Here is a 24,301-nt window from a genome sequence, read left to right as displayed (position 1 = left end):
GTTTTTCGCATTCTAACAGTAGGCCATGAACAGGAGGGATCAGGATGTATCAAGGATTAACTGGTAGTGAGTTAACGCGTGAGATGTTGAATCGTGGTGATAAGCAAATATGGTGTGCTGTAGGCGATGATAGTGATGAGGAAGCTATGTTAGATCAAGTCGACAACGACTTTACCGCTCGTATCGTATCCTTTAAAGACGGGAATTTCTTATGTACAGCAGGTATGGCATGGTCGTTTGCTGTACCTATCAAAATAGTTCCGTTGACGCAAGATGAGGTAGGACTCTAAATTTCTTTCATGGCTTTATTAACCAGTCAGAGATTGACGGTTAATTAGTTTACACAAGATAGCAGGGCCAATAACAAAAATTAAGTAGTTGCACAGCGACTTATGACTCTGGCCTAAAATTGTGATAGTTTTTTCTGTATTGAATCGATGACATCCAGTTGAATTCTATCATAATCACCAATCCAAACCTCCTCTCCCTCTTCAGTCACTTCTTTTAAAGACCTAAAACGATTAATTAGATCTCGTTGAAAATTACTCAATGAAGTGTGTATCAGTGATACCTCATGATCAGTGAGTGATATACCATGCACTCTTTTTTGCATTTCCATATATCCCTTTTTTTATCGTTAATATCCATATAAAAGAATATACACGATAAGAACATATATATGCAAACTATAGTTCGTGAATAATCTAATTTTTGATAAAATTTATGACTGCTGTTGTGCGTATTCTATTATATAAACACTATACTTGAAACCTTTAAGTAAAGGATAGTTGCTACTTCCATAAAAATTTTTTATTAAGGATTTACTCAAAGGTTGATTGGATAATAGTCAGGTAATAATAGCTACCAATATGGTTGAATTTGATTGTATAGAGCTTATCTAGTAAGGTATCTTTTGACAAAAATATCAATAAATCAATATGATGGAAAGAAGAAAGAAGCTCTTAAAAATAGAGAAAATAATAAATGACAATGGATTTTTGAGGATGATTTCTAGACAAGTTATTTTCTAAATAATAAACAAGTTAGCCTCTAAATAACTCGCTTTCAAAATAGCAAAAAAAGTGAGCAAAGCTAGGATAAACGATGAGTGAGTTCAGAGAGCAAGGAATGTCTTGCGACAAAACCAGATGGTTTATTCCTTTTGTTTGCCTGTTAGCTGGAGGTGCGCTAATAGGAGTGTCTACTAATCTGGCAAAATATGCAGGCGAAATAGACTTAACCCCGCTGGCTTTTCTTTTTTGGTCGATTACAGGGGCGTCTATTATCCTGTTAGTTATCGCGCTCTTACGAAATGAGCTGCCACCTCTAAATAAACGCAGCTTTGAATACTATTTAGTAGCGGCACTGGTAAGCGTTGCAGGCTCCAATTTAATATTCTTCTCAGCTATTCCTCAAGTCGGTGCAGGATTCGTTGCACTGATTATCGCTTTGCCACCGCTTCTCACTTATCTTGGCGCCCTAGCACTACGAATGGAGCGCTTCAATGCACTTCGCGCCTTTGGTGTAGCAGCCGCACTGGCAGGTGCGGGAGTATTAGCGGCGCGCAAGTTCTCTGCACCAGATGCCAGCGTATTTTGGGTGTTACTGGCGCTGTGCGGGCCTGTTTTACTAGCGATTGGCAATCTATACCGTACCTTACGTTGGCCGGATAATGCCTCTCCCAGTGCGCTGGCGCCAGGGATGTTGATCGCAGCTGCAGTGTTACTTGGTATCGTTAGCATATTACCAAACTTCTCACTCGCTATTCCGCCAAAAGCATTCAGACCACTTGCGTTAATCGCTGTACAAGCATTCATTTTCGCAGGCCAATTCTTACTGCTGTTCTTGCTGCAGAAAACTGGCGGTCCAGTTTTACTAAGTTTGTTGGGAGCAGTAGGAGCAGTCGTTGGAGTTCCTGCCGCTATTTTTTTGCAGGGTGAGACTCCTCCAGAGGGACTGTTTTTGGGTGCATCGCTGATTGCGCTCGGGGTCGTACTTGTTACATGGGGCGGGGTGAAAATGGCGACGCTACCGACAGAAGATATTTAAATATGGTTATAGTCAAATTCTATGATAATTTCAATTAAACATTCAAAATCATGGACTGATATCATTTAGGAAGCTATCATTCAAAAAGGTATTGTTTAGAAAGGCGTTATTCGAAGAAGCATCAACGACTTGACGATACTAAATTAGAAGAAAAGCAGGAAGTACACAACAAGGATAATTAGACTTAAGGGATATATATGTCTGCAACCAAAGAAGAAATTGTCGCCTTTATGGCATTAGAGTTTCCACAAACCAAGTGCGTTGTCGAAGCAGTAGATGAGAATGGTGCGACCTTAGCACACGATATTGGTGTAAACGAGCTGCGTCCTGGTGGCACAGTCTCTGGCCCTGTATTAATGAGCATCGCTGATGTAGCTATCTACGTGGCGATACTAGGTAAAATAGGTATTGTTCCATTAACTGTGACGACGAGTCTTACCATTAATTTTTTGCGCAAACCATCAGCACAAGCACGTATTATTGCTGATTGTACCTTAATGAAAGTAGGGCGCACGCTGATAGTAGGCGAGGTCTCCCTTTACTCAGAAGGCTCTAGCGATATGGTAGCTCATGTAGTTGGCACATATTCCGTACCGCCCAAACTTGTTTAAAATTCACACTGTTCCAGAAAGTGCTGACTACTGAAACTGAATTTTTTATTATGTGGTTGGCTTTAGATAAGGTCAGAGTACCAGCAACAATCGCAACCTTTCTTTAGCTTTCATAAATCTACTTAACACTGGAATCGTTTATCATTTTCGTTGTCGATAAAGCAATCCTTTATCACGATGCTCTTTTCATGATAGCTGTTTAGCTTGATATTAGATAAAGCATCTTCAATCACAATTCATAGTTGATATGAATTCAGACGGAAATAATAATGAAAAATATAATGGTAAACTCAATTCTAGCGGCTTCTGCTTGCTTGGCAATGGTTAGCCAAGCAAATGCGGCACCCAATTTTAATAAACATCATACCGCTCAAGTACAGCACCAAAAAGTTATCGTAAAAAAGGTAGACGCTAAACATAAACACGTAAAAAACAAGGTGACAGTCTCACGTCATAAGTCTAATAGAATAGCGGCTGCACAGAGCGCGAAAAGTAAACATAAAGATATTCATGAACACCGTTCTTGATAGTCATGTTTAATCGTATAAAAATAGCGCCCATATTAGGCGCTATTTTTTGTTCATTGCTATGCAACAAAGGTCATGTGATAAACATAATAACTACTGACTGGTAAAGGTTACGGTCTTAGTACTGCCATTAATACTCGGCTGACTTAGTGTCACCTTACTCGCTAAGAGATCGCCTTTGGCATTGATTTTATAACATTCTGATGAAGTGCCTGAAGTTCTTGAAGGATCAGAGCTGACTAATAGATTGCCTGATGTTTCTATACAGAACCATGCTGTGTTATTAGTATCTCGCGTAAGAGACCAGTCTTGGTTATACGTCCCTATCTTGTTACGCATGCTGCTATCAGCATAAACATTTTCAGTAATCAGCTTACTAGAATCACCCACCATAGCCATTTTAGGGATGGTGGTCGTTTGGTTCGATAGTGAGTATTTACCCGTGCTATCCGTGAAGCCATAGAAAACCAATGGGTTCAGGGTAAAGTAATTAATAGCGACCGATTGCTCAGTGATTTGATTATTCATCTTATTGATTGTATTTATTTCTGTACCTTGTACGGATTTATTATTGAATCGCATGCTGCCTTTGGGCATAACTTGGATGTCTGCTGATAGGCTTTGATTACCGACAGCGGCAACTAATTTATCACTACGTTGTTTGGTATAAATGTTGAGCATGGCAGCCTCAACAGGATATTGAGTCACTATATTGTTTTGGTTAGTATTACCTGTCGTCCCACCATTCATACCACCAGCACAAGCGCTTAAGCCCAGCCCTGCTGCAATACACAATCCTAGTGTTTTCATGGTTTAACCCCTCAGTTGATTTAGATAATTGCTATAAATGTCTACTATAATCGAATTTTTGAGCAATGTCTCTAACAACGAATAGTTCTATATTTAAATCAGTGACAATGAAAAAATAATGGGGCAGTTGCTCAATTAAAAGTAATTTGATACTCAATCGGCATTTACTGAAGGCAATAAAGGAAGGCATTGCTTATATGATAATTTGTAAGCTGTGTCATATTGCCGAGCATAATGACAGTGAGCGTTTTTGGCATTTACTAACGCAAGTGATGCCGAATTGGAAAGAGGTAAAAGCTAGACTTGATAGTATGGCGGATCTGTATTTAAATGAGTGAGCGTATAAAAACTATAATCATAGATAGGGTAAGCATGACATAGTTGTTTTTTTTGCAGGAAGTTTTTTTAAAAGATGTGACACAATGAAGCTGTAAGCCTTATGCATAAGATCTTTGAAAGTATTAACGAAGGGGTAGAACAAGATAGTAGAAATGAGATTTTGATTAAACAGAATAAGATTGGCGGTGAAGGAGGGATTCGAACCCTCGATACGCTATGAACGTATACACACTTTCCAGGCGTGCGGTTTCAGCCACTCACCCACTTCACCGTTTTTTGAACGACTCAGTATAGCGGATACGAATTAAAATGTCACGGCTTGAGCCTTATCTTTCTTTATTTGTAGACCCCTGCTAGGATAGCGTATACGTAATAGTAAGCATAGACGGTTGAAAGTTGAATGATAAGTTTTGTTAGACCTATATATAGTTTTAAAAATAGCATAATAATGACGATAATTACTGTCATGGTAAGCATATCGCCAGCACATGCAGATGATCTTACCCAATGTAGCCAGTCTTTTTATGGTGGTATCTATCCTGAATTTGTCAATGATAAGCTAAGTGCAAAGACCCAACCCCTCTGTATGGACGGTTTTGCTGTTATGTATTCAGGCGTATCGCGTACACCATTATGGTCAGCAGAGCATTTGACCCGTCAGCGCTTACAGCAAGCCAAAGAAATCGACCGTGAAGACAGCTTTCACGAAGAGAGCCGAGTACCAAGGTCAGCGCGTGCCTCATTGTCTGATTATTCAGGCTCCGGCTATGACCGCGGGCATTTAGCGCCTAATGCTGACATGGCGACACGTAGCCAGCAATATGACAGTTTTAGTTTAGCCAATATTGCCCCACAGTCTCCACGTAATAATCGCTATATTTGGCGTAATATAGAGTCTGCTACTCGCTATTTAACTCAGCAATATGGTGAGGTTTATACCATCACGGGTGTCGCATTTACCGATAAAAAAACCAAACAGCTTGCTGGGCGGGTGCTAGTACCTAGTCATTTTTTTAAGGCAGTTTATGTTCCAGCGACCAATCAAGCAGGTGTTTACTATGCCCCTAATGACGAGTCAGAGCGTATAGAGGTCATCAGTATTGATGAGTTAACGGCCAAAACTGGTATCGATGTCCTACCAGTACTTGACCTAAAAACCAAAGCGCAAGCATTAGAGCTACCATTGAAGGCTGGAGAAAACATAGATAGATCAGATGACGCGCCAATTGAAGAACCTGCTTGGATGTTGTTTGTATGGGCGATTCTTGAATGGTTAGTCGCACAGTTGCAAGCTTAGATCAATACCAGCCTAAATAATGTCTATTAATATTGCCCAATACTACTTGAGTATGGAGAGTAAAATGATTGAGCCATTTGCAAATAACCACCAAAGTATGCAGATTGGTGAGCTGATTATAGAAAATCAAGAAGACAAAATTATCATCTATGGTGACGTTGACTTATATCTCAATGATTCAGGTCATGAGCAAGCAAAGCAGTTACATGAACTGACGACCAAGATATTACAAGCTTTTGAAAACTCTACCGAAAACAGTAAAAAAACGCTGACGTCAAAAGAAAAAAATGACCGACAAGATGAAAATATAGACAATCCTTTTCTGTAACTATTTGATATAGTTTTAATTTTATAGAAACAATAATCTATAAAAAATTACTAGGCAAAGTTCGGATTTTGTCTATAATGAGTGCAGAAGATGTTATTTAGGTTGATTGCGTAGTTTAAATTATTAGTAGTTTAAGTTACTAATAGAATTTACCAGCAAACAACTGATAGCATAGGATAAGCACGAAAACATAATGTTTTTGAGTAATCATCGTACGAATGGAGTCGATCTATGAAACTATTTACAAAATCTATTTTAGCAGTTGCTGGTATCAGTATGGCCACTATGGCATTTGCCGCTGATCCATTAGCCAATACTACTTGGCAAACTTTTGATGACGGCAAGCCTAAAGGTGTAGTCAAAATCACAGAGTCAAATGGCGTATTGACGGGTAAGCTAATTAGCACTGTATCTGAAAAGGGTAAAAAGCACGTTGGTATGACCATCATCTCTGATTTAAAAGCTGATGGTGGTGGTAAGTACAGTGGTGGTACTATCACTGATCCTGAGAAAAACAAGACTTATCGTATGACTGCGAATTTAAGCGGTGATACTCTTAATCTAAAAGGTTACTTAGGACCATTTTCACGCAGTCAAACGTGGAAAAAGAAATAAGCATTTATTCTCATCTATCTAATTGATAATGACAGATATCTGCTCAGTTAATATTTTAAATCAAAACAATAAAACCCGCATGACCAATTGGTGATGCGGGTTTTTATTATTTTTATAGCTAATCATATTTTTAGATATCGGTATTATTTAGTAAACTCAGGATAAGCTTCCATACCACATTCTGCAATATCAGCGCCTTCGTACTCATCTTCTTCAGAGATACGTAGACCGATGACCACTTTGATAATTGCCCATACTACTGAGCTGGCAATAAATACCCAAACGAAAATAGTCGCAGCGCCTGCAATTTGTCCGACTAAGCTAGCAGCAGGATTGGTAATAGGGACGATTAGTAGACCGAACAGGCCGACGACCCCATGGACAGAGATAGCACCGACAGGATCATCAATTTTTATCTTATCTAAAGCCAGAATAGATAACACTACAATGGCGCCTGCGATTAGACCAAAAAGAGTCGCTTGCAATGCAGATGGAGTGGAGGGTTCTGCAGTAATCGCTACCAAACCTGCTAGTGCACCATTTAAGAGCATGGTTAAATCAGCTTTACCAAAAATAAGGCGTGCTAACAACAAGGCACCGATTGCACCACCCGCAGCTGCTGCATTGGTATTTAAAAACACCATGGCCACTGCGTTAGCGCTGGCTATATCACCTAGCTTGAGTACTGAGCCACCATTAAAGCCAAACCAGCCCATCCACAATATAAGGGTGCCCAGCGCTGCTAATGGTAGGTTAGCACCAGGAATCGCCCGTATCTCACCATTAGATCCGTACTTACCTTTACGTGCTCCTAAAAACAATACACCAGCTAGTGCTGCCGATGCTCCTGCCATATGTACAATACCGGAGCCTGCAAAATCAGAAAAGCCCATGTCATTTAAGTTGAATAGTCCAAGGACATCTTTGCCGCCCCACGTCCAACTGCCTTCTAATGGGTAGATAAAACCAGTCATCACTACCGTAAACATCAAAAAAGCCCAAAGTTTCATACGCTCAGCAACAGCACCTGAGACAATCGACATACAGGTAGCTACAAAAACGACTTGGAAGAAAAAGTCGGATGCTGCAGAGTAAACAGAATCACCAGAAAAGCCATTTTCGGCAGAGGCTGCTAAGGCATCTTCTACTAAAGTCTCACCGCCTGCAATACCACTTAAAAATAAATCACCACCATACATGATGGCATAGCCACATATCATGTACATAGTGCAAGCGGTGGCAAATAGCGCGATATTTTTGGTTAAGATTTCGACGGTATTTTTGGATCGAACCAGTCCGGCCTCTAACATCGTGAAACCGGCGGCCATCCACATGACCAGTGCCCCACACACTAAAAAATAAAACGTGTCGAGTGCGTATTGCAGCTCAAAAATCTGACTTTGCATCTTAATTCCCCCTTGAATTGTGAATGCGGTAGATCGGCTTGTTTCTAGATGTACTTTACGGTGCAGTTATCCTCTTTAAGACTATATTTATTAAAAATATACTTGCACCAATAATGTGCAAGACTGCTTATCCGTTGTTTAACTACAGGCTTTAAATAGCATCTGGCCCCGTTTCACCAGTACGAATACGGATAACCTGCTCAAGTGCCGTGACAAATATCTTGCCATCGCCGATTTTACCGGTGCTGGCAATACGAGTAATAGCTTCGATAGCGGGTTCAACCATCTCATCGATAACCGCTACTTCAACTTTTACTTTTGGTAAAAAGTCCACCACGTATTCTGCACCGCGATATAACTCAGTATGTCCTTTTTGGCGACCAAACCCTTTAACTTCAGTGACTGTGACGCCTTTAACGCCAATATCAGATAGTGCTTCACGCACGTCATCAAGTTTGAATGGTTTTAAAATCGCAGTGATTAACTTCATAAGAAATTTCCTTATATGAGTGATGTCGCAGGCCGTTGCATAATTTTTAGTGCATCATACCTTCGCCATGCCTATGGTAAGTCGTTCAAGAATTGTGCCAAGCGCACTCAAGGGGGAGGAACGCTTAGACTTATTCAATACCAGAACGATAGCCACTATAACAGGCAAAAGCTTTATATTGTCATAGTATTTGGTGCAATAAAAACGAAATAGTCCGCATAAATACAAAGTAAATTTAGGACAAATATAGCAGAAGTGCCTGTAACGTTAGGTGCAACGAGAACTTTATTATAACCAACTTTGGTGCTTTGCGGGGAGGCTATCCTGTGATGATTTGCGAAAATATTACAAAGAACAAGGAGCAAATATTAAAATAGAATGAACATAGAAATATCTATCATAAGGATATAGATAGTTAAGCAATTTAAGATTAATCAACTGATAAGTTAAGAGAGACAGAAGTAGAGTAAGTTTCGCAACTATAGTGACAGCTAATCAGTCGCTAGATTAAGCCGCAAGGCAAGGCGATACGTGCGCTAAGAGCAGCGGACATATCGTCTATATTTATGGAGATTCAAGAATGATAGAGTTAACTATGAAGAGGTTTAGGCTTTTGGAAAGAGTAAATAAGGAGTTTTGGTAGTGCCCAATAGCTTCTTGGTTTCGCTACCTTTGAGTAGCTCACGTAGTCGTGATTGCCCAAAGGCACCAGACATCAGTAAGCCGATATTGTGCTCACTTTGATAGTAGTTCAAAGCGGAGCAAACATCGCGACTGTCTAATAAGGATTTTTTACAGTTAATACCTGCTTGTTTGAGGCGCGCATAAGCTTCGCGCAGCGCATCGCAGTTTTCGGAAGTGTCTTTACCAACCATCACAATATGAATGGTTAATGATCGAACAAGGGGTGTTTTACATAACCAATTAAGCATTTTGTGGGAAGTGGCACGATTATCAAAAGCAAATAACGCAGTAGTAGGGGGCAAAAATGGTGCATGAGTCACCAAAATAGGGCAGTGGCTTAAGCGTATTAGCTGGCTTAAAGTTGATTTACAGGTAACGTGATGACCGATAACTATCAATTGCGACTTTTCATCAACATAGTCGATACTCTCGCCTAGGGTTTCATGTCGATGCAAAGTATATATTTTTCGCTTGTGTAAATTCTGATCACAATAAGCCGTTGCTTGATGCAGTAAGAGTTTACCTTGGGCCTTAAGCTCTGAGTTACTCAAGTGCTCGTGGCTGGTGAATTGATCAAGCAAATGATTTTCATCATCGATATTTAGGCAGCCTGAGTAATTGACGGCTGCCTTTTGTTGTACGCTTGGCACTGCATGTAACAAGCCTACGGGCGCTTGCAGGCGCGAAGAAGCCCACATACTAGCATCTAGCACCGCTTGTACATGATCAGGACAGTCTAGACAAGCAATAACACTATCTGGTTTTAAGTTACTCATAAGGGCAATCACATCATCTCAAGGAGAAAGGACAGTCAAGCGAAACAGAGCGACACAGCAGCTAAAATAAATAGCTGCTGATCAGTAGACTCTGATAAAAAGTTAGAAATTTGTGCCTGTCTGTCTAATCCAATAGGCCGATATCGCGGCGATCGTGAATAGAGAAACGATCGATCAGGGTACGACTGGCATTATTTAAGCCAACTACTTTGACATCAATACCTTCACGTTGCAAGCGCATGACCAGCTTGTCCAAAGTATCGACTGCACTGATATCCCAAAAATGGGCTTGGCTCACATCAATCTCAATATTGTCCAAAGCTTCTTTGGTATCGAAGCTTTGCAAGAACTGTGTCGTTGAGGCAAAGAACACTTGTCCTTGGACATAATAATAGCGGGTATTGCTGCTATCATCATAATCACTAAATATGGTTAAGAACTGACCAATTTTATTAGCAAAGGCTAAGGCTGATAGTAGTACGCCAACCCCAACACCATAAGCTAAGTTATGGGTAAATACAGTGGTCAAAACAGTCGCTAGCATCACAATGTTAAATGACATTGGATGGGTTTTGAATTCACGAATAGATTGCCAGTTAAAAGTACCGATTGAGACCATAATCATAACAGCGACTAAAGCGGCCATTGGGATTTGACTGACCCAATCGCTTAGGAAAACCACCATAATTAACAAGATAACACCAGCCATCAACGTCGATAAGCGCGTACGACCACCGGATTTTACGTTAATCATTGACTGACCAATCATCGCACAACCAGCCATACCGCCAAAGAAACCTGAAACGACGTTGGCAATACCTTGACCACGACACTCACGGTTTTTATTACTTGGGGTATCAGTCAGCTCATCGACAATCGTCGCTGTCATCATTGATTCAAGCAGACCCACGATAGCTAGGGCGATAGAGTAAGGAGCAATAATAAACAAAGTCTCTAGATTAAGGGGAATATCAGGTAGCAAAAATACCGGAAGCGAGTCGGGAAGGTCGCCCATACTGCCAACGTTACGAATATCTAAATTCATATATAGGGCAACTGCCGTCAGTCCAACGATACAGATGAGTGGCGAAGGAATGATGCGCCCAATTTTGGGAATAAGCGGAAACAGATAAATAATCGCCAAACCTGCTGCCGTCATAATATAAACGGTCAAGCCAACACGTTCAGTCGCCGGATTAAGCTCTGGTATCTGGGCGGCAAATATCAAAATTGCAAGCGCATTGACAAAGCCAATCACCACTGAGCGAGAGACGAAGCGCATAAGGTTACCAAGCTTTAGGATACCCATTACGATTTGAATACCACCGCATAGTAGCGTTGCTGCAAGTAAATACTGCAAACCATGATCAGCGACGAGGTCAACCATGACGAGAGCCATTGCTCCTGTCGCAGCGGAAATCATTCCCGGACGACCACCAACGAAGCTAATCACTACCGCAATACAAAACGAGGCGTATAAGCCAACCTTTGGATCGACGCCCGCGATAATAGAAAAAGCAATGGCTTCTGGAATCAGCGCCAATGCGACGACGATACCGGATAACACATCGCCACGTACATTAGAAAACCATTCGTCACGTAAGCTATCAAAAAAAGATGTCATAAGTAAACTGCATAGAGTTAGAGGCAAAAAAAGCAATCATTACCTAGTAGTCATACTACCTGTCAACCATAACGGTCTATTGATAATACCAGCCACTAAGAAAGCTACCGCGTCGCCCAACAGACTAATGCTGCTAAGCGGTCTTGCACTTGCACTATTTTAAAAGTTATTAATGCTTAATAAAGAGTATGGCCACTGAGTCGTTTGCAGTATTGCCAATAGTAAAATATGATTAAAACCTAAGATAATGCACAAATGGCTATGATGATGTATCACAGCAGATAGATTGTCAGGTAAGATGGCAAAACAGCTATAATAAAAGCGTTTGCCACAACATAATGACAGTATGAGTAGCTATTGAGGACAAAGTGACAATAGCGTAATAAAGGTCACAACTTGCTTAATCGGAATACAAAATTAAATTACCAGTTAAGACCTCAGCAACTTAATATAAAAACATCCGCATAATACCACAAAGTGATAAAAAAGCAGTACCGAAACATGAACGATACCGTTATGATGCTCACCATCATTGTAATTAGAAATTTTATATCGTGCACTTGCCCGATGCAGTGTCAATAACCATCGTTTTTGATAGCCAAGTAAATAGCCTCATAAAAGGAAAATATATGACGACCTTCGCTGCAACAGACAACTTAATCCATAAAGGCGGTGGCCTACAAGTGGTAGTCGGATTGGGACAGTCAGGGCTATCGGCAGCACGTTATCTGACTGAACAAGGTTACCGCGTGGCAGTAACAGATGGACAGTCCGCACCAGTGTTAGCAGATAAATTACCTGCTGCTGTTGAAATTCGTCAGTTTGGCGCTATTGATGCTGAGCTATTGCAGAAAGCGGCGCGTATTATTATTAGCCCTGGTATATCTCTTGAAACTGAGGCTGTCGCAGCAGCACGACAGGCTAATATTCCGGTTGTAAGCGACATTCAGCTGTTTTGTGAAGCATGCGATGTACCAATCATCGCCATTACTGGCTCTAATGCCAAAAGTACGGTGACCACCTTGGTTGGTGAAATGGCCGCTGATGCAGGTATCAATGTTGGTGTCGGCGGTAATATTGGCGTGCCAGCATTAGATCTTTTATCTAATAGCGACATGACCTTGGCAGTCCTTGAATTATCCAGCTTTCAATTAGAAACCGTGACCAATTTGGGTGCTCAAGTAGCGACAGTCCTTAATATGTCGCCTGATCATTTGGATCGTCATGGCGACATGCTTGGTTATCATCAGGCCAAGCATCGTATTTTTCAAGGTGCCAAGTCGGTAGTTATTAACCGTGAAGATGCGTTGACTCGTCCACTAGTAGCAGATAATTTGCCACGTTTAAGCATTGGTATTCATGCTCCTGACAAAGGTCAGTATGGTCTGATTACTGATCCTGATGGACAGATTCATCTGGCACACGGTACAGAGCGATTATTATCAGCAGAAAAACTTATTATTAAAGGTCGCCATAATTTGCTTAATGCTCAAGCAGCTTTAGCACTCGGTGAGCTTGCAGGAATACCTATTGATAGCATGCTTGCTACCTTACAACGCTTTACAGGACTTGATCACCGCTGCCAATATGTCGCAACTGCGGCAGGAATTGATTATTTTAATGATTCCAAAGGAACCAATATTGGCTCGACCATCGCTGCTATTGAAGGGCTAGGCGCGGTATATGCACCCAAAGATGGTAAGCTACTATTAATCTTAGGTGGCCAAGGTAAAGGTCAGCAATTTGGCGAGTTGACACCTTTTATTAACCAGTACGTCAGTCAAGTTCTGTTTATCGGTGAGGATAGCCAGCAGATTGAACAGCATCTGCGCGCTGCCAAGCTAAGTGATGATGTGGTGCTACATCAATGTCAAACCCTCGAAGGTGCATTTGCAAGTATTCAGCAAGTCACCGCGAGTAGTTTGTCGCAAGTACAAGCAGTACTATTGTCGCCAGCATGTGCTAGCTTCGATCAGTTTAGCGGTTATGCGGCGCGCGGTGATTATTTCAGCCAGTTGGTAGCACAATTGGTTACAAATACCGATGCTGCTGATACGACTGTCTAATCCGAGTATTTAGATGATAAATGATTGTTTTGCTTATGAATTACTGCTACTGTCAATCACAGTTAACCAGTTCTAGTTTAATGGGGTCATTTTTCTCTAATGAGACCCAGTTATCATTTATTAATTGCTATTATAAATGACTGTATAGCGACAAGTTATAACAGCTACTAGCTATAACAGTCATTCGGCGTATTTTTTATTTAGTTTAAACGGTGGCGTTGAATAGACGTCGTGTTTTTTTGTTTGTTAGCGTATTTAAATATTATGGCACTCTCTTTCCTTTCTCGTTCTTCTCAAAAATCTGAATCGGCTTCTGGTTCAGATGGTGTTTTATCTTTGCCCTCAGCGCGCGCTATTTTGTTATCTAGCGTCGGTTGTATGATGGTGCTCAGCTTGCTCATGGTGGCTTCGGCTTCTATTCCTTTCGCGCTGAGTCGTGGGATGACCGAGCTGTATTTCTTTGAGCATCAGCTGCTATACATGGGTATTGGATTAATTGCTGCTGCGATACCATACTACTTTGTGCCATTAAGGACGCTGTATCAGACCGAAACGCAGTTTATCTTGCTGGGTGTGACTGGTGCACTGCTAATAGCAACGTTATTTGGTGCGCCTATCAACGGCTCAAAACGTTGGTTAAATTTAGGCGTTATTAACTTTCAGGTTGCAGAATTAGCAAAGCTGGTAGTGATTGTCTTCGTTGCTGACTTTGTAGTACGGCGCTCGTTTGAGGTACGCAATGGCTGGGATGGATTTTTACGTATTTCCTTAGTCATTGGCCTACTGACTTTCCTGCTATTGCTACAGCCTGATTTTGGTTCGTTGGTTGTCATTGTAGGGACAGTATTTGCGATATTTTATATCGCTGGCGCGCCCTATAAGCAGTTTGTGGCACTAGGAGCAGTGGTTGGTGTGCTTGGTGTGCTGGCAGTTACTATGGTGCAGTATCGACTCACAAGGGTCTTATCGTTTTTAGACCCATTTGATGACATTCAAGATACTGATTATCAGCTGGCACGTAGCTTGATTGCTTTTGGTCGCGGGCAGTTTACAGGTGTTGGCTATGGTGAGAGCGTGCAAAAGCTATCACATCTACCTGAAGCACATACAGACTTTTTATTGGCTATTACGGGTGAAGAGCTCGGCTTTGTTGGCGTAACTATGATTCTATTATTAGAAGCGCTTATCATCGGTAGTGCTATGCGTATCAGCTACAATGCTCTAAAACGTCGCCAAATGCGTATGAGTTATACAGCTTTTGGTATTGGGATTATCTTTATTGCGCAGACGATTATTAATGCGGCTATGAACATGGGTGCGATGCCGACTAAAGGTTTGACGATGCCATTCTTTAGTTATGGTGGCTCATCAATGCTAATTAGTTTGGTGATGGTCGCGTTACTACTCAAAATCTACAAAGAAAGCCCTGAGATAGAAAAAAGCCAATGTCGTTATTTCTAACAAAAACTCGTTAATTTTAAAAGTAAGGGTAGCGTGTTCCGTTTAGCGATAGCCATAAAAATTAACGTAATAAAAGTGTCGCTATTAAGCGGCGCTTTTTGCTTTTTAAGGATTAGGGATATAGGAATTGGGGATATTTAGAGAGGTTTTACCTTGTAAGGGCGTATTGTCCCATTGAGCCACTGCTTGCTCTAACATGCGTGCTGGGGTGTCCATGTCGACTAGAGGCTGTTGCAATAGCTGTAAAGCATGAGCGATTAGCTTACTTGGATCGCGGGTATCAATCGGTTGGGCAAGATTTTGTTTAGAGAGCTTTTGGCCATTAGGGTTACATATTAGTGGCAGGTGATACCACTGTTCAATAGCAGGTAAGCGAGCGGCTTGCATGATACTGATTTGCGCTGTGGTCATAGGTAAAATATCTAGACCACGCATAATATGAGTCACGCCTTGCAAACCATCATCAAGGCTTGCTGCCAAAATATAATTGATCATGCCATCTTGCCGACGAACGACCATATCACCCAAGGTTTGCTGCGGATTATCCCATTGCAGTCCTTGAATACCATCTCTAAAACCAATCAAATAGTCTGGCAGCTGTATGCGCAGTTTATGTTGATCTTTATTAAGGCTTGCATCTACACAGCAGCGTGGATAGCGTTGTCTATTAAGCAGTTTCTGGTTTGCATTTTGCAAGTTTGAAGTTTCTACAATAGCTTTGCGCTCCCAATACTGCTCTAGACTCTTGCGTGAGCATTGACAGCCATAAGTTAGGGGCAAAAGTGTTGAAGATAGATAATCATTATAAATATCAATGCGTTCAGACTGGTAGACAACATCACCGTCCCAATGCAAGCTTAAGGCTTCTAAATCTATTAGTATTTGCTCACTAAATTGCTGGTCACAGCGCTCAGTATCGGTATCTTCAATACGTAAAAGCCAATCACCGTTTAAAGATTTAATATGGCAATAACTTGCCAGCGCCGTAGTCAAAGAGCCAAGATGCAGCTCACCAGTAGGCGATGGTGCAAAGCGTCCGATAGGGCGTGATGGTGGCTGAGAAGGTATCAGCATTTGGGTCTCAGTAGTATGGATAAATGTCAAAATGGGCAGCTATTGAAATAAAGGAATGAGAGTAGAGTAAGAGAGATGAAGATAAAAAGATATTTATTAAACTGATGTATTTTGTTAACCAATGGCTAACAAGCTTAAATTTATTGACCAAAATGCAATGAGCGACCAATTACTTGGTCGCTCATTATTTTAAATATCAGATAATCAATTAGTGGCATTTACTGTACTAATATGAAAGTGTCAGTTTAATGTTTAGGTATGACCTTGGTTTTGACGCTCTTTCATCTCAGATAAAGTTTTGCAGTCGATACACTGAGTCGCGGTTGGACGTGCTTCTAGACGACGCAATCCAATCTCTACACCACAAGTCTCACAAAAACCATAATCATCGTTCTCGATTTCTGCCATAGATTTGTCAATTTTGCGAATCAATTTACGTTCACGGTCACGCGTGCGTAGTGCTAATGCAAACTCTTCTTCCTGAGTCGCGCGATCATTGATATCTGGCATGGCACTAGATTCATCTTGAATATAAGTCTTTGTACGATCAGCTTCGCCAATCAGTTGATGCTTCCAGTCCAATAAAATGGCTTTAAAGTGCTCTAACTGCGCATCAGACATATACTCTTCGTCTTTAGCAGGTACATAAGGGGTGAATTTAATATCACTTGGGTTCTTAGTCAGGGTGCTCATATGGGTATCCTACTTTTTCAAATTAATTCAATAAAACGACGTTTTAAAAGATAAAACTTAGATAGGTGTCAACAGATGCTATCACTTATCCTTTATAGAACGTTTTACCACATGGTAACGCAAGTATCACAGCTGATCTAATGGTACGGTGGTCTCAACATAATAATGGGTATAAAACCTTATTTATGAACGAGTACGCATCCTGTCATTGCTATTATCAACATTATCATCTAGGTATAAATAATAATGTTCATGAGTACATGGCCGATTGCGAAAACTTGGCTGGTGGTCGTCTTAGCTATCCTAGCCATTATAATCTGCCTAACGTGAGATGCTAGGCGCTCCTATTTCCATCTTATTTTGTAATGTCTGTCTGGGTTGGCTCCATTTAACTTAATTAGGTCCCGCTAATACTCGCAGTATCATCTATTCTAGTATTATTGCCTAGTGTTATTTAACAAAAGCCTTGAACATTACTGTAATAAACAAGCGCTTTAAGTAACTAGAATACTTATGATAATACTAACTTTTGAATAGCGATACTATTTGAGTCAATTTGAGCCAATAAAACTGGCCGTCAAGTATCCAACCTTTTAACCCAGCTTGCAACCTGCCCATTGTTGGCTAATTGCAACCAACGGTAACCAGGTAGTGCACTTTTATCATAAGCGAAGTCATCTTCGTAAGGCTTAAACTGATAGCAGGTTGATGGGGTAGTATAGACGGTAACACCGTTATGATAGCGCACTTGATCTTGGTGAGTATGACCACTAATGATAACGCGCAGATGTGGAAATGCTGCCATCCGCTGCCAACAAGCAGATACATTGTCCGCGATGTGGGCATCTATCCATTCTGAATGCATAAGCATCACATGGTGATGTAATGCAATAAGTGCTGGCTTGTCACAAGCGCTTAGCTGCGCGCATAGCCAATCAATATCAGCATTAGTAACCTCACCTGCAACCTTGCCAGGAATTGCAGAATTCAGTAGTAGGATTTGCCAATAATCAGTATTAATAATATGGCGGCTGAGCAAACGCGCATCTGCAGGCTGAGGAACTAATTGACGCTGAAAATATGGTAACTCACCCCCAAGCTCATCGGTTACATCATGATTGCCAGCGATACAGGCAAAGGGAATATTGGTAGCGTGTAATACTTCAAATATATGATCGTAAATATCAGGTTTGACTTCATTAACCAAATCACCTGTCACTAAAATTAAATCGCAGCGAATATCCTCACTCAACGCTTGTTTTAAAACAGCTTCGAAACTATGTGTGCAGCAACATTTAGATGTTAAATTTTTGTCGATTACACCTTTTACTGTAGATAAGTGCATATCTGTAATCTGTAATACATTTATTTGACCATCTGAGCTGCTGATTTTACGAGCAGGATAGCTTGGCATAAGGTCATTCCCTTATTAAATCAAGACAATTAAAGATTAAGAAAAATTGCCGTAGAAGCTGATGCTAAAGCGAATTTATAGCACAAATGTTATAAAACCTCTAGCTTTAAATGCCAAATAAAGTTGATGGTTTTCTTCAGGTCCTGTCAAGCAATTTCATTATTTAACCCAGCTTAGCAGTTGATATGTAAAATGTTTAATGAGGCTGAGTCCAAATTTTGGATACGATCAGTGCACCAAAAAACAAAATAGCCAACACTAATACAATAGCAAGTCCAGTCTGTATATCAAGCCAAATACTACCCCAAACTCCTAGCGTCACGCCTACTTGTGCTACGATCAGCGCAAAGATTACCATCTGTCTAGGCGCCGCCGACCATAAACGTGCCGTTAATGCGGGCAACACCAATAAACCACTTATTAATAAACTACCCACCGCCTGCAACGCAATCGCACAGAAACCTGCCAATACACCCATAAAGAATAGGCGCTGCCGTGTCGGATTAATCCCTTGAATTCGAGCAAGCGCTTCATGGGTGGCTAGTTTTATTTGAGCAGGCCAGATGTATATTAGAAAACCCAATCCTACCAGCACACTGCCAGCGAGTAGTGGTAAGTCAGCCCAATCAAGCTCAAGTAGATTACCGAACAAAAATCCTAATACATTCGCTTGTTGATCAGTAAGCTGGGTCAAGGTTAATAGCCCTAAGCACAACAGCGATACAGCTACCACTGCCAATACCGCATCAGTAGGTAGACGTTCATCGTCAATCAATACCAGTCCTAATACTACCACGACACTGACCAAGGCAACACCAATACCCATTGGCAGCTGCCACCAAACGGCAAGTGCAACTCCCAATAGTGTCCCATGAGCCAAGGCGTCGGCAAAAAACGCCATGCGTCGCCATAATACCAAGCAGCCAAGCGGTGCTGATAGTAGACCTAAAATACTGCCGGCAATCCAAGCAGGGGCAATGATGGCTAACCAGGCGGTCATAACTGATATCCGTTAATTTTTTTCATAAGAAAGGAGTCGTAAAAACTATTTTTAGTTTTGGCACGTTTAGTTTGCTCTATTGTAAATCATTTAGCACGTGATGCTCACAAGCATGCGGCTTATGCACATAGGGCTGCTCATAATGATGACCAAACAACTTTTGAAATTCAGCAGTAATGGCAAGCTCGCTAGGTTGGCCTTCGCAGCAAATATGCTTGTTTAAACAAATCACCCGTCGGCTGCCTTTCATGACCCAATGTAGATCATGAGACACTACCAGCATCGCGCAACGTAAAAAATCTGGTAACTCATCAATAAACTGATATAGCCAAATCTCAGTGTCGGGATCTAACCCTTGCATTGGTTCATCTAAAATCAACAGATTAGGCTTATCTAATAAGGCTCGTGCCAATAGTACGCGTTGGGTTTCACCGCCAGAGAGATGGAGCATTTGCCGTGATAATAAATGGTTTAAAGACAAGTTATCGAAAATGAACTGGCGTTGCTCAGGCATTAAACGCTTTTTATCTGCTTGTCCCAATAAGTCTTGCACCCGTAATGGCAAGATAGGAGGTACAGAAAAGCGTTGCGGAACGTAACCCAGTTGTAGCGGCTGATGATCGGTAATCTTGCCTTTAGTAGGTGTAATTAGCCCTAAAATAAGTTTAACCAACGTTGACTTGCCTGCACCATTTGGACCGATTAGGCTAACAGTTTCATTGACAGCAATATCGATATTAATATTTTGGACCAATCGCTGCTGTCCAATATGATAACTAATATCATTCAAGGTAAGTAATGGTAGGCCTTTATCAGCACTAGATGCAGATAGAGTGTCAGTACGTATATGAAGGGGTTTCTTATTAGACGATTGTACTAAAAGGCTCATAGGGTGACAGCCGATAAATTAATTAAAAAACGGAGTGGAAATCTAAAAATTGTATAAATGCTTCATTGGCAAGCTTGGCAGCGTCCGCTAATTTCAATGACACTACGGGTAACAATAAACCCAGCGTCTTGCTCCGCAAAGCTCATCATCTCTTGCACCGGCAAGCTGCTACATTCTTGCACACGCTGGCACTGCTCACAGATTAAAAATGCTGCGGTATGTTGCGCACGTGGATGACAACAAGGGACATAGGCATTGATTGAAGTCAGTTGATGAATCAATCCTTCACTTAACAAAAACTCTAAACTTCGATAAACGGTTGGCGGGGCTACGTTTTTTTGCGCTTCCTCTTTATCACCCGCCGCGGTCGCTATAGTACGCATTTGCTGCAGCTTCGTGATTAAATCATAAGCACCTACTGGTTTATTAGTTTGCAATACCAGCGCATATATTTGCTGACGAAGCGGGGTAAAGCGCACGCCACGTAGTCGGCATTGCTCTTTAGCTGCTTCTAAACGCTCATTGACATCACGCGGCGTAAAATACTGAACATCATGCAAATGCTCACAAGCGGATAAGGTAGAAGACATAGCATAGACTCCAAAAAACAATGATATAGCGTCCGACATTATAAGCTAAAACATTCAAAAGGTTATTAATGACAAATATATTAGCCATTTTTATTGTTATAGTATAACATAATAAAATAGCGGCATAAGATTATAATCTCTAGACTGCTAATCCATTCATCTAAGTTCTATTTTCTAAATTATACTCATAGGACAAATGTCACATGCATCCTAATCACCAAAATCTCGTGAATATGGTCAAAAGAAGTAAGCATTCTCACAATAAGCTCAGTTGCTTATCTTTCGATGGAATACGGCGATTATTACGTCAGCCCAAACGGATGTTAACTGTATCTTTATTGTTCTTGAGCTCATTTATAATGACTGCACAAGCAGCAACGGTTAGTGTAAGCAACTATCCATTATTTTTATTAAGTAATGCAGTGACTGAGGGCGCGCCGTCTGCGCAGAGATTATTACAAGCAGGAGAGGTTGGACATCATGGTAGCATTAGCCCTGGCGATATCAAGGCAATTCAAGATAGTAAGTTTGTCGTATGGTTTGGCGAGCCCCTAGAGAACAACCTAGCATCCAGTTTGAATACTGCTCCTAATGCCATCTCTTTATTTGCTTTTGATGCTTTTAATCGCCATCCACTGCGTGATGTCGAGGGCAAACCTATCGCTGGTACGTTGGATCCACATATTTGGCTAGATCCAGAAAATGCTAAGGCAATTACCCGTGCGCTTGCGGTCATTCACAGTCATGCTAATCCACAACACAAAAATCTATATCAAGCCAACGCAAAGAAATTTGCTCAACATATCGATAGGGCAGTAGCTTTGACAAAGTCAAATAGTCAAAAAACATATCCTTATTGGGCTTATCATGATGCTTATCAATATATTGAAAAAGCTTTGCAGTTAGAGCTTATTGGTAGCTTAAGTACGGATGATCATCTAGCGCCCAAAGCCAGTCAGCTACGTTGGCTTAATGAGCAGCGTCCTGCTAAACGGATGTGTATGGTTAGTCCTAGCCGTCCTGCTAAAGGTTTGCTGGCCAAGCTTCAGCCAGTGGATACTACCGTACAAGCTGAAGATATGAGTGGTAGTAAAGACTTCGTCAGCGGCTGGACTAATATGGCTCAGCAGATACGAGATTGCATATCTTAGCAATTGATAGCACTCGGAGATTTCTGAAGATTATAAAGGGTTTAGTTGGAATATTAAGTAATGGTTACTGGACTTATAGCTAATTAATTGGCAAATTAGCAGCTAAAGGCTTGATATTTGCTATATATAGCTTGCTAAATAATTAGTTGCTCCTTATAATAAGTGGCGTTTTATTTTGGTTAAAAGGTTACAGCTGTATAGTGAACCGTTCATAGGTAAGCATGCCATTTATATGCTGTTATGATCCAAATGCTGCGGTTATTATTCCAACGCTATAGGTAAGCTAATGACCAAACCTGCCAAACGCACGCAAAGAGATAAAATCGCTATCTACCTTAGGCGTCAGGCATGGATACTATTTATCCTAATCATTGTCGCTTGGATTTTAGATACTAGCTGGCTACAAAGTCAGCTTGTCGTAGCGAAGAGTACAGCCATTGGTGCACTATTAAGCTTTGCTACTCAAGCTGTATTTGCTTTTTTTATCTTTTGGCACACGGGATATCGCGCGCGCCGACATATTGTCAGCCAGCTATATCGAGGTCAGGCAGCCAAATGGCTACTGACAGTGTTTGGTTTCGCACTAATTTTTATTACCGTACAACCCCTATCTGCGCCTGCGCTATTTATCGGTTTTATGGTAATGCAAATTAGTCACAGTTGGATGTTGTGGCACATACGCTAACGACAAGAAGAACAGTTGCTCAAAACAATTATCAAGCTCCTGTACTTGTTTAATACGATAGCAATGCTAACTATACAAGCATAACGTTATTAATAGCACGAAAAGTGTCATCCTGCCGTCTAACTTCTCTACGACTAAGTCGAAAATTAATAAACAATTTGTTTTTAGAATACTGTGAAATTACTATAAAGATAGTTGCTCAACATATTAAGAGTAAAGGTAAAGGTCGCAATATCAATTGCGTGAGGTGACTGTTAACTGATGTTTAAGCAGATGTTTAGTTACCAAGCACAATAATCAAGCGAAAATAATGTTTTACAATTTAATTATAGGCGCAAACCTATATTGTTAAACGCTACTAGCTGCTACCTTAGTTACACAGTAGACAAAAAACACATAATTGCCTTTACACGAATACTACGCTGCATTAAGATAGGCAGCTAATTATTTTGCTTAAACGTGCTGTATTAAGCACATATCTTGCGAACAAGATAACGGCAAACACTAATATTATAACTTTAAGTATGTTTAAGTGCAGATGCTAAGGGCTAGTAATGAATCATCACAAGCCCTTTTTTGATAACTAAATTTTATTAAAGTCTGTCAAAAATCAGTATTTGCACGAGAAGTATGGGTTGGATGTTGTTGATTACATGAGAATATGAACGCAATTTATTTGCAGATAAGATGAATTTATAGTGGGCTATTGGCCGATTTAAAGGATTCAGTTAAATCTAAGCAAATATTGTTATTAGTATACTTATCAGATAACAACCGTATTCTTTGGTAGTTGATTAAATCGTTGATTAATAAGAAGCTTACATTATGGCAGCCGAGCAACAAACATCATCAGAATATATCTCTCACCACTTAACGAACTGGACGTACGGCTATCTGCCGGGCGAAGGTTGGAAAGTCGCCTATACTGCTGAAGAAGCGGGTTTGATGGGCTTTAAGGCTATCCATCTTGATTCTATGCTATGGTCAATTGGTCTGGGTATTTTATTTTGTGCCATCTTTTGGATGGTTGCCAAAAAAGTTACTTCAGGCGTGCCAAGCAAAACTCAGGCAGCGGTTGAGTTAATCGTTGAGTTTGTTGATAACAACGTCCGCGATTCGTACAGTGGTACTTCAAAATTGATCGCACCTTTGGCATTGACCATTTTTGTGTGGATCTTCTTGATGAACTTGATGGATTTATTGCCTATTGACTTTATTCCAAGTCTTGCTGGGCAGATTGGCGCCGCTATGGGCCATGATCCACATCATGTGTTCTTTAAGATTGTTCCAACAACCGATCCTAACATCACGCTTGGCATGTCGTTCTCTGTCTTTGTGTTGATTATCTTTTATAGTATTAAAGAAAAAGGTTTGGGCGGCTTTATCGGTGAGTTAACACTACATCCGTTTAGTACCAAAAACCCTATCTTACAAATTATTTTAATCCCCATCAACTTTATCTTAGAAGCTGTTACCTTGATTGCAAAACCTGTTTCACTAGGTCTGCGTCTATTTGGTAACATGTATGCTGGGGAGTTGATTTTCATACTGATTGCTCTTATGCCGTTTTGGATTCAATGGGCGTTATCGGTACCGTGGGCTATCTTCCACATTTTGATTATTACACTTCAAGCGTTCGTATTTATGATGCTGACGATAGTTTACATGTCGCTTGCATCATCAACTGAACATTAATTAGACATTCAATAGGTAAATGAGGAT

Annotated in this window: 23 protein-coding genes, 1 tRNA gene and 1 pseudogene; 13 read left to right on the top strand and 12 right to left on the bottom strand. The window is 40.8% G+C overall.

The window, feature by feature from the left end; translation table 11 throughout:
- Positions 1-44: 44 nt before the first annotated feature.
- The 4 genes from ACTQ9S_RS10390 to ACTQ9S_RS10375 all read left to right on the top strand — a co-directional run bounded on the left by ACTQ9S_RS10390 (position 45) and on the right by ACTQ9S_RS10375 (position 3,187).
- Entirely contained in the window at positions 45-290 is a 246-nt protein-coding gene (locus ACTQ9S_RS10390) for a hypothetical protein (protein WP_440454892.1), read from the top strand.
- An 814-nt stretch (positions 291-1,104) separates the two neighbouring features.
- Complete coding sequence (locus ACTQ9S_RS10385) at positions 1,105-2,049, top strand: DMT family transporter (RefSeq protein WP_440454891.1); 945 nt, start codon at positions 1,105-1,107, stop codon at positions 2,047-2,049.
- Between the two features lie 197 nt (positions 2,050-2,246).
- Positions 2,247-2,660: a PaaI family thioesterase gene (locus ACTQ9S_RS10380; RefSeq protein WP_068038431.1), complete on the top strand. Its 414-nt coding sequence runs from the start codon at positions 2,247-2,249 to the stop codon at positions 2,658-2,660.
- 281 nt (positions 2,661-2,941) lie between these two features.
- Positions 2,942-3,187: a hypothetical protein gene (locus ACTQ9S_RS10375; protein WP_440454890.1), complete on the top strand. Its 246-nt coding sequence runs from the start codon at positions 2,942-2,944 to the stop codon at positions 3,185-3,187.
- 93 nt (positions 3,188-3,280) lie between these two features.
- Here ACTQ9S_RS10375 and ACTQ9S_RS10370 read toward each other — a convergent pair whose 3' ends face one another.
- Positions 3,281-3,997 (bottom strand): hypothetical protein, encoded by a 717-nt coding sequence (locus ACTQ9S_RS10370; protein WP_440454889.1) that lies wholly within the window; start codon positions 3,995-3,997, stop codon positions 3,281-3,283.
- Between the two features lie 131 nt (positions 3,998-4,128).
- Between ACTQ9S_RS10370 and ACTQ9S_RS10365 the strand changes: the two are divergent.
- Positions 4,129-4,335, top strand: a pseudogene (locus tag ACTQ9S_RS10365) (M48 metallopeptidase family protein); the annotation flags it as partial.
- A 181-nt stretch (positions 4,336-4,516) separates the two neighbouring features.
- On the opposite strand, the gene ACTQ9S_RS10360 reads toward ACTQ9S_RS10365, so the two are convergent.
- Positions 4,517-4,607: transfer RNA gene (locus tag ACTQ9S_RS10360), tRNA-Ser, on the bottom strand.
- A gap of 177 nt (positions 4,608-4,784) precedes the next feature.
- Between ACTQ9S_RS10360 and ACTQ9S_RS10355 the strand changes: the two genes are divergently transcribed.
- From ACTQ9S_RS10355 to ACTQ9S_RS10345, 3 genes are all read left to right on the top strand, one after another.
- Positions 4,785-5,633, top strand: a complete 849-nt coding sequence (locus tag ACTQ9S_RS10355; protein WP_440454888.1) for a DNA/RNA non-specific endonuclease — start codon at positions 4,785-4,787, stop codon at positions 5,631-5,633.
- Between the two features lie 64 nt (positions 5,634-5,697).
- Complete coding sequence (locus ACTQ9S_RS10350; protein WP_068038418.1) at positions 5,698-5,961, top strand: hypothetical protein; 264 nt, start codon at positions 5,698-5,700, stop codon at positions 5,959-5,961.
- Positions 5,962-6,192: 231 nt separating this feature from the next.
- Complete coding sequence (locus ACTQ9S_RS10345) at positions 6,193-6,576, top strand: DUF2147 domain-containing protein (protein ID WP_068038415.1); 384 nt, start codon at positions 6,193-6,195, stop codon at positions 6,574-6,576.
- A gap of 143 nt (positions 6,577-6,719) precedes the next feature.
- On the opposite strand, the gene ACTQ9S_RS10340 is transcribed toward ACTQ9S_RS10345, so the two are convergent.
- From ACTQ9S_RS10340 to ACTQ9S_RS10325, 4 genes are all read right to left on the bottom strand, one after another.
- Positions 6,720-7,982, bottom strand: coding sequence for an ammonium transporter (locus ACTQ9S_RS10340; protein WP_068329692.1), 1,263 nt, complete (start codon positions 7,980-7,982; stop codon positions 6,720-6,722).
- A 151-nt stretch (positions 7,983-8,133) separates the two neighbouring features.
- Positions 8,134-8,472: a P-II family nitrogen regulator gene (locus ACTQ9S_RS10335; protein ID WP_010197981.1), complete on the bottom strand. Its 339-nt coding sequence runs from the start codon at positions 8,470-8,472 to the stop codon at positions 8,134-8,136.
- Positions 8,473-9,077: 605 nt separating this feature from the next.
- On the bottom strand, positions 9,078-9,932 hold the full coding sequence (locus ACTQ9S_RS10330) for a universal stress protein (RefSeq protein WP_068038410.1): 855 nt from the start codon (positions 9,930-9,932) through the stop codon (positions 9,078-9,080).
- Positions 9,933-10,056: 124 nt separating this feature from the next.
- Positions 10,057-11,556, bottom strand: coding sequence for a SulP family inorganic anion transporter (locus tag ACTQ9S_RS10325; protein ID WP_068038408.1), 1,500 nt, complete (start codon positions 11,554-11,556; stop codon positions 10,057-10,059).
- Between the two features lie 629 nt (positions 11,557-12,185).
- On the opposite strand from ACTQ9S_RS10325, the gene murD reads away from it, so the two are divergent.
- Together murD and ftsW are read left to right on the top strand one after the other, a co-directional pair.
- Positions 12,186-13,622 carry a UDP-N-acetylmuramoyl-L-alanine--D-glutamate ligase gene (gene murD / locus ACTQ9S_RS10320; RefSeq protein WP_068038405.1) on the top strand — a complete coding sequence of 479 codons (1,437 nt, stop codon included), beginning with the start codon at positions 12,186-12,188 and terminating at the stop codon, positions 13,620-13,622.
- A 264-nt stretch (positions 13,623-13,886) separates the two neighbouring features.
- Positions 13,887-15,083, top strand: coding sequence for a putative lipid II flippase FtsW (ftsW, locus tag ACTQ9S_RS10315; RefSeq protein WP_203226561.1), 1,197 nt, complete (start codon positions 13,887-13,889; stop codon positions 15,081-15,083).
- 105 nt (positions 15,084-15,188) lie between these two features.
- On the opposite strand, the gene gluQRS is transcribed toward ftsW, so the two are convergent.
- From gluQRS to ACTQ9S_RS10285, 6 genes are all read right to left on the bottom strand, one after another.
- The gene (gene gluQRS, locus ACTQ9S_RS10310; RefSeq protein WP_440454927.1) at positions 15,189-16,157 is read right to left on the bottom strand and encodes a tRNA glutamyl-Q(34) synthetase GluQRS; all 969 of its coding nucleotides are present in this window, start codon (positions 16,155-16,157) and stop codon (positions 15,189-15,191) included.
- A 252-nt stretch (positions 16,158-16,409) separates the two neighbouring features.
- Positions 16,410-16,850 (bottom strand): RNA polymerase-binding protein DksA, encoded by a 441-nt coding sequence (gene dksA / locus ACTQ9S_RS10305; protein ID WP_068038396.1) that lies wholly within the window; start codon positions 16,848-16,850, stop codon positions 16,410-16,412.
- Positions 16,851-17,427: 577 nt separating this feature from the next.
- Positions 17,428-18,264 carry a metallophosphoesterase gene (locus ACTQ9S_RS10300; RefSeq protein ID WP_440454887.1) on the bottom strand — a complete coding sequence of 279 codons (837 nt, stop codon included), beginning with the start codon at positions 18,262-18,264 and terminating at the stop codon, positions 17,428-17,430.
- 196 nt (positions 18,265-18,460) lie between these two features.
- Positions 18,461-19,264, bottom strand: a complete 804-nt coding sequence (locus ACTQ9S_RS10295) for a metal ABC transporter permease (protein WP_068038391.1) — start codon at positions 19,262-19,264, stop codon at positions 18,461-18,463.
- Positions 19,265-19,340: 76 nt separating this feature from the next.
- Positions 19,341-20,153: a metal ABC transporter ATP-binding protein gene (locus tag ACTQ9S_RS10290; protein ID WP_440454886.1), complete on the bottom strand. Its 813-nt coding sequence runs from the start codon at positions 20,151-20,153 to the stop codon at positions 19,341-19,343.
- Between the two features lie 62 nt (positions 20,154-20,215).
- Positions 20,216-20,743 (bottom strand): Fur family transcriptional regulator, encoded by a 528-nt coding sequence (locus ACTQ9S_RS10285; protein WP_440454885.1) that lies wholly within the window; start codon positions 20,741-20,743, stop codon positions 20,216-20,218.
- A 359-nt stretch (positions 20,744-21,102) separates the two neighbouring features.
- Here ACTQ9S_RS10285 and ACTQ9S_RS10280 point away from each other — a divergent pair, with 359 nt between their 5' ends.
- The 3 genes from ACTQ9S_RS10280 to atpB all read left to right on the top strand — a co-directional run bounded on the left by ACTQ9S_RS10280 (position 21,103) and on the right by atpB (position 24,274).
- Entirely contained in the window at positions 21,103-21,894 is a 792-nt protein-coding gene (locus tag ACTQ9S_RS10280) for a metal ABC transporter solute-binding protein, Zn/Mn family (RefSeq protein WP_350657109.1), read from the top strand.
- A 286-nt stretch (positions 21,895-22,180) separates the two neighbouring features.
- Complete coding sequence (locus tag ACTQ9S_RS10275) at positions 22,181-22,579, top strand: ATP synthase subunit I (RefSeq protein WP_068038385.1); 399 nt, start codon at positions 22,181-22,183, stop codon at positions 22,577-22,579.
- An 825-nt stretch (positions 22,580-23,404) separates the two neighbouring features.
- Positions 23,405-24,274, top strand: a complete 870-nt coding sequence (gene atpB, locus ACTQ9S_RS10270; protein WP_068038382.1) for a F0F1 ATP synthase subunit A — start codon at positions 23,405-23,407, stop codon at positions 24,272-24,274.
- Positions 24,275-24,301 lie beyond the last annotated feature (27 nt).

Source organism: Psychrobacter sp. ASPA161_9 (assembly GCF_051970275.1).
Classification (GTDB): Bacteria; Pseudomonadota; Gammaproteobacteria; order Pseudomonadales; family Moraxellaceae; genus Psychrobacter.
This window is presented reverse-complemented; position numbering and strand designations above follow the sequence as displayed.